Origin of the sequence: Pseudomonas sp. (assembly GCF_050739655.1) — a bacterium.
In the GTDB taxonomy this organism is placed as follows: domain Bacteria; phylum Pseudomonadota; class Gammaproteobacteria; order Pseudomonadales; family Pseudomonadaceae; genus Aquipseudomonas.
In genome coordinates, this window is record NZ_JBOIBY010000051.1 from 21988 (window position 1) to 28436 (window position 6449).

Sequence of the window (6449 nt, forward strand, 5' to 3'; positions counted from 1 at the left end):
GGCTCAGTTGAAACCGCTGGTGGAAATAAAGTCGACGTCGGTTTTCGGTTCGCCGCGCATCAGTAGGCCGATGACCTGCTCAAGCGTGCGCCCTTCGAACAGGATCGCATGCAGGCCGGCGACCAGCGGCATATAAACGCCCACTTCCTGCGACTTGGCCTTGAGCACTTTGAGGGTGTTCACGCCTTCGGCCACTTCACCCAGGCGATTGACCGCCTCTTCCAGGCTCAAGCCCTGCCCCAGGGCAAACCCGACTTGATAGTTACGGCTTTTAGGCGACGAGCAGGTCACGATCAAATCGCCCACACCCGCCAGCCCCAGGAAAGTCATCGGGTTAGCGCCTTGATTCACCGCAAACCGGGTCATCTCCGCCAGCGCCCGGGTGATCAGCATGCTCTTGGTGTTTTCGCCCATGTTCAGCGCGACCGCCATGCCGGCGATGATTGCGTAAACGTTTTTCAACGCACCGCCCAACTCCACGCCAAAACGGTCAGCGCTGGCGTAGACGCGAAAAGTGCGGCCATGCAATACAGCCTGGACCCGCTCGCAGAGCACTTCGTCTTCACTGGCGACCACCGTGGCGGTCAGCGCGTGTTCGGCGATTTCACGGGCCAGGTTCGGCCCGGACAACACACCAATGCGCGCTTGCGGAGCGATATCTTCGAGAATCTGGCTCATCAGCTTGAAGGTATGAGCTTCGATGCCTTTGGTCAGGCTCACCAGCATCTTGCCCCGCAAACGTTCGGCGTGCGGGGCCAACACCGAGCGCAGCGCGCTGGAGGGCAGCGCAACGAAACTCAGGTCACAGGCGTCGAGGGTGGCTTGCAGGTCGGTGACCGGCGTCACGCCGGGCAGAATCTTTATGCCTTTGAGGTAACGCGGATTCTCACGATTGACCCGCATGGCCTCGGCTTGTTCGGGGTCGCGCATCCACTGCAGGACCTGTTGCCCGTTTTCGGCCAGCAGGTTTGCCACGGCGGTACCAAAACTTCCGCCTCCCAGGACCGCAATCGGGCGCTGTTCAGTCATATGTAATCCGTTAATCCATACCAGTGGCGATCTCGGCATTATACGGAGCGCCCCAGTGGGAGCCAGCCCCTGTGTAAATTACCGGCACAAGGGAAACACGTCGGACAAATCCCAGGAAAATGCTGACATCGTGACTGGAAAAGTCATCGGCCTCAGTTAACATGCGCGCCAACAATTGTTAACAAGGATGAGTTGTGTCACCGGGCTGCCCCTCAACTCGCTCGCCGTTGGTAATGGCGCTGGTCTTCAGCTCGCCATTACTGGCTGACGACTTGTTCCTCGATAGTGAACCGCTGCCGCAGGTGCTCACGGCCACGCGCCTGAAGCAGTCGCCGGCCGCCGTACCGGGAAGCATGACAGTGATCGACAGCGCGTTGATCAACGCCAGCGGCGCCCGGGACATCAGCGAAGTGCTGCGGCTGGTGCCGGGAATGATGGTCGGCAACATCAATGGCAACCAGGCCACGGTGAACTATCACGGCACCAGCGCCAGCGATGCACGGCGCATGCAGGTGCTGATCGACGGCCGTTCGGTGTATCGCGCAGGCCTGGCCACGGTGGACTGGAGCGATATTCCGGTGGCCATGGAGGATATCGAGCGCATTGAGGTTTTCCGCGGCCCGAACACCGTCAGTTATGGTGCCAATGCACTAATGGCAGTGGTCAATATCATCACGCGCCGTCCGGCTGACAGCCATGGCACGCGGATGAAAGTCACCCGCGGCCAGCGAGGCATCAACGACTTTTACGCCAGCCAGGGCGTGGGTTGGGATGACGGAGATTTGCGGCTGTCGCTGTCCGGCCAGCAGGATGACGGCTTCGACACTGACCGCAACGGCGCCGATTACCACGACAGCCGCCGCTTGAATCGCTTCAACCTGGCCGTCAGTCAGACGCTCGACGAACGACAAAGCATCGATTGGCAATTGAATGCCAAGGAAGGCAACAACCAGCGTCCGTATACTTACCGCCCGGTTTTTTCGGGGATTACCCGCGCAGGCGACGATTCCGACGTCACTGCCAAGGATTATGCCGGTTCGCTGCGCTGGAACCTGGGCATCAATCCCGATCACAGCCTCTATGTCCAAGGCTCGGCCCAGCATTGGGATCGCCAGAAAACCTGGCGCGCCTGTGATGCCGAGTTGTCCTTCAGCCCACAATTGGCAGAGCTCTGGCAGCTCGACCCGAATTACACCGAACGCCTGGCACGCAATATCGAGCGTTTCGCCAGTCGCGGCGCACCTCCCGGCGACCCCGCCCTGCAAACGTTGGCCAACCAGGCGCTCGACCAATGGCGAAACGGCGCCCGGCAGACCCTGTGCGGCGATATTGACCAAAGCACCCGGGAAACTCGCTACGACTTGGAATTGCAGGACACCCTGAGCCTGTCCGATAGTCTGCGACTGGTCAGTGGCTTGAACTATCGTTACGACCGGGCAGATTCCGAGACCTATTTCAATGGCACTCTCGATGACACCATGTGGCGGGCGTTCGGCCAACTCGAGTGGCGCGCCAGCGAACACTGGTTACTGCAAGGCGGTGCCATGTTCGAAGACACGCAGTTGATCGGCAGCTCGCTGACCCCACGAGTGGCGGTCAATTACCTGATCAACCCGCGCCACGGTTTGCGGGCGGTGTACTCCGAAGCCATTCGCTCGCCGGACATGTTCGAAAACAGCGTCAACTGGAGTTACCGGGTCACCCATCTGCAGCCCGCTGCCTTTGGCCAGTCCAGCGCCCGTTATTTCGTCAAGACCCGCGGCCCCGGTGATCTCGACCAGGAACACATGCGCTCCCGCGAGCTGGGCTACAACGGTTATTTTGCCGAACAAAGGCTGGCCATCGACGTGAAGCTGTTCCATGACGAAATCACCGGCATGATCAGTGAACCGCTACGCAACAATCAGTTCATCGCCAGCAACGCCAACACCGCGCGCTTCAGCGGCGCGGAAAGCCAGCTCGACTGGAGCGTCGGCGACGCTGACCGCTTGCGACTGACCTACGCCTACGTCGATGCCGATGCAAGCAACCCGCAAGATGAACAACAGACCGCCAGCAACAGCGGCTCTGCGGGTTGGATGCGCGACTGGGGCCAAGGCTGGAACAGCGCGCTCTTCTACTATGGCGACGATGCCCTCAATGGCTACCGCTTCGAACGGGTCGACACGCGCATCGCCAAGCGCATTCGTTTGGGCAAAGCCAGCCTGGAACTGGCCGGGGTACTCCAGCAACGCCTCGACAATCAGCCCACTACGTTCATCGACAACAACTATGACGAGCGGCGGGTGATGTACTTCAGCGCGGAGTTGACTCTTTAACATGGCGTATTGTCCGCCGCGCCAGACGCCAAGCCTTGGCCGCCTGATGGCCATGCTGTGCCTGCTGGTCAGTGGCTGGTTCAACAGCCTTTCGGTCAATGCCGCGGACATCCTGTTGACTGGCACCGAAGACAGCGCCGGCGTGCAGTCTTTCGTCCAGGCCTTGCGCGAGTCGCGGCCATCCGACAACGTGCACTTCCAGCCGCTGGCCAATCTGCCAGCACCCGGGAAGCTACCCACTGACACCCGTCTGGTTCTGCTCGATTTACCGAGCCTCGATTGGCGGCTGCAGGATTCAGAAGGGCCGGCGACTTTGGTGCTGCGTATCAGCCGTGTGCAAGCCCGCCAGCACTTGGGTAACACCCTACCCTCACGCCTCTGCCTGCTCTGGAGTGATCCACCGCTGGCCCGCCAACTACGCCTGACCCGAATTCTTTTGCCCCAGGCAAAACGAGTCGGCGTGCTGTATGACAGCCACAGCGAATTTCTTTTGAAGGAACTACACCAAGCCGCTCTTCCCCTGGGGCTTGAAGTGGTTGCCGAGCGTTGGGACAACACCCAGGACAGTCGCCCCCTGCAAACCTTGCTGAACAACAGCGACGTGTTGCTTGGCCTCGACGACACTGATCTGTACAACTCCAAAACTGCGAAAAACCTGTTGCTCAGCAGCTATGCACGACAACTGGCGTTGATCGGTCCCAACGCCGGGTTCGTCAAAGCGGGAAGCCTGGCCAGCAGCTACAGCGATCAAGGCGATTGGCTGGTGATCCTCGATCGACTGCTCGACCAGCCGCCAGCTACTTGGCCGCGCACCTACTATCCAGCGCATTTCAAAGTCTCAAGCAATCCGCAGGTGGCTCGCTCGTTAGGTATTGAACAGATAAACGAAGCGTCTGTCGCAAGACTGTTGGCAGAAGGAGAACGCCACCCATGACCTTCCGTCGCCGTTGGGACATCAACACCCGCACCCAGATCATCAGCCTCGGCCCGGCCTTGCTACTGACATTGCTGTTGATCAGCTTCTATACGTTCGTACGGATCCAGGACCTGCGCCAGGAGCTCAACCACACCGGCCAACTCATCGCCAACCAACTGGCCCCAGCCACCGAATACGGGGTGATTTCGGGCAACAACGAGGTACTTGAAAGTCTGCTCAAGGCCACGCTCGCCACGCCCAATGTGCGCTTTCTGGAGATCCAGGACAGCGCCAACCGGATTCTGGTGTACGTCGAGCAACCGTCGGCAAACCACAGTCGCCCGCATCAGGTGGAGGTGTTTCAGGCACCGGTAAGGCTGCAACGGATTCCGTTGCACAATGATTTTTTCCAGAACAGCAAGGTCGCCACCACAGCCCCTGCCGAGGATTATCTGGGACGTGTGATCGTTGGCCTGTCCAACGATGCATTCAGTCAGCGCCAGCAAGAGATCCTGCTCAAGGCGGCCATTCTGGCGCTGTTCGCCCTGTTGTTTACATTCCTGCTCGCCCGACGGCTGGCCGGGAGCCTGTCGCAACCGATTCGTGATATTGGCAATGCGGTCAAGGCTATCCAGGATGGCGATTACAAAACCCCGCTGCCGATCGTTGATGACACCGAACTGGGCGCGCTGTCGCAACACATCAATAACCTTGCCAGCGGTCTGGAGCAGGCCAGCCGCGAACAGCATCAAGCCATGGCACAGTTGATCCAGACCCGCGAAGAGGCAGAAAGGGCCAACAACGCCAAATCCGACTTCCTGGCCATGATGAGCCACGAACTGCGCACGCCGATGAATGGCGTACTGGGCATGCTGCAATTGATGGAAACCACCGAGTTGACCGAGGAGCAGGTCGAATACGCGGCGCTGGCCTCGGAGTCCACCGAACATTTGCTCAAGGTCATCAACGACATACTCGACTTCTCGCGCATCGAACGCTCGGAGCTGGAACTGGAGCACATTCCTTTCAACCTTGCCGAATTGATCAGCAGCTGTGCCCAGTCTTTCCACCACAGCGCTGCACAACGCGGGCTCCAATTGCAGTTGCAGATCCCACAGGACATGCGCGCATTGCAGGTCCAGGGCGATCCGACGCGGATCCGCCAGATTCTGGTCAACCTGGTCGGCAACGCGCTGAAGTTCACCGAGCAGGGCTGCGTGACCATCGAACCGCAGTGGCAGTCGCTGGATCACGAGTTGCTGTGGTTCACCTGCAGCGTGCGCGACAGCGGAATCGGTATTGCGCCCGACAGCCTGGAACTGATGTTCAATGCGTTTCAGCAGGCCGACAGTTCTATTTCAAGGCGTTACGGCGGAACCGGTCTGGGCCTGCCGATTGCCCGCACCCTCGCCGAACGGATGGGCGGGACTCTGCGGGCTCAAAGCGAGGAAGGTCGTGGCTCAGTGTTCACCCTCGAAATTCCGCTCGCCCTCTATCAACAAGCGATGCCCAAGCTGGTATCACGCAAGGCCACAGGCGATGGTGATGGAGAGGGCCGCAAAGTGCTGCTGGTCGAGGACAATCCGGTCAACCAAACGGTCATCGAAGCAATGTTGCGCAGTCTGGGCTTTACTGTCAGCGTCGCCGCCGATGGCGCGCAAGCCGTGCGCAGTGCCGAAAGCCTGATTTTCGAAGCGATCCTGATGGACTGCCGATTGCCGATCATCGACGGTTATGAGGCCACTCGACAGATCCGCCAACTGCCCGGCTGCACTGAGCTGCCGATCATCGCCTTGACCGCCAATGCCCTTCAGGGCGACCGGGAAGCCTGCTTGTCGGCGGGGATGAACGATTACTTGGCCAAGCCATTCAAACGTAATGATTTACAGCAAATTCTGCAGCGCTGGGTGCAGTAGTACAGGCCTTTCGACCATCTGTGACTGGCGTGAAAGGCGAAAGTGCGGCAGTCTTAGGCACCCGAACAAGCCCGAAAAGGGGCTTGAATAAAAATTTCAGTGCACAAGTGTACATTCATGTCCTTGGCGCTGTGACTTTCACTACAACGCAATAGTCTATGAGTAGGCTGCCGGTTCGAGGCATGAACGCTTCGATCGGCCGGGAAGATTTGCCCCACCTGCCGCATGGGACTATTGAGGAGCTCGCATGACCAAACAAAACGCCTTTAC

Annotated in this window: 4 protein-coding genes; 3 read left to right on the forward strand and 1 reads right to left on the reverse strand. The window is 59.3% G+C overall.

Annotated elements, in window-relative coordinates; genetic code table 11:
- Positions 1 to 3: 3 nt before the first annotated feature.
- A complete protein-coding gene (locus ACRESJ_RS03135; RefSeq protein WP_431756593.1) occupies positions 4 to 1029 on the reverse strand; it encodes an NAD(P)H-dependent glycerol-3-phosphate dehydrogenase in 1026 nt (341 codons plus the stop codon).
- Positions 1030 to 1262: 233 nt separating this feature from the next.
- Here ACRESJ_RS03135 and ACRESJ_RS03140 point away from each other — a divergent pair, with 233 nt between their 5' ends.
- From ACRESJ_RS03140 to ACRESJ_RS03150, 3 genes are read left to right on the forward strand one after another with little or no spacing between them, the layout of a single operon-like run.
- Positions 1263 to 3347: a TonB-dependent receptor plug domain-containing protein gene (locus ACRESJ_RS03140; RefSeq protein WP_431756597.1), complete on the forward strand. Its 2085-nt coding sequence runs from the start codon at positions 1263 to 1265 to the stop codon at positions 3345 to 3347.
- A gap of 1 nt (position 3348) precedes the next feature.
- Entirely contained in the window at positions 3349 to 4281 is a 933-nt protein-coding gene (locus ACRESJ_RS03145; protein WP_431756594.1) for an ABC transporter substrate-binding protein, read from the forward strand.
- The gene (locus ACRESJ_RS03150; protein WP_431756595.1) at positions 4278 to 6179 is read left to right on the forward strand and encodes an ATP-binding protein; all 1902 of its coding nucleotides are present in this window, start codon (positions 4278 to 4280) and stop codon (positions 6177 to 6179) included. Before ACRESJ_RS03145 ends, ACRESJ_RS03150 begins: the two co-directional genes overlap by 4 nt.
- The last annotated feature ends 270 nt before the right edge of the window (positions 6180 to 6449 follow it).

Coding starts and splice junctions, on each gene's coding strand:
- ACRESJ_RS03150 (WP_431756595.1), top strand. CDS start 4,278: ATGACCTTCCGTCGCCGTTGGGACATCAACACCCGCACCCAGATCATC.
- ACRESJ_RS03135 (WP_431756593.1), bottom strand. CDS start 1,029: ATGACTGAACAGCGCCCGATTGCGGTCCTGGGAGGCGGAAGTTTTGGT.
- ACRESJ_RS03140 (WP_431756597.1), top strand. CDS start 1,263: ATGGCGCTGGTCTTCAGCTCGCCATTACTGGCTGACGACTTGTTCCTC.
- ACRESJ_RS03145 (WP_431756594.1), top strand. CDS start 3,349: ATGGCGTATTGTCCGCCGCGCCAGACGCCAAGCCTTGGCCGCCTGATG.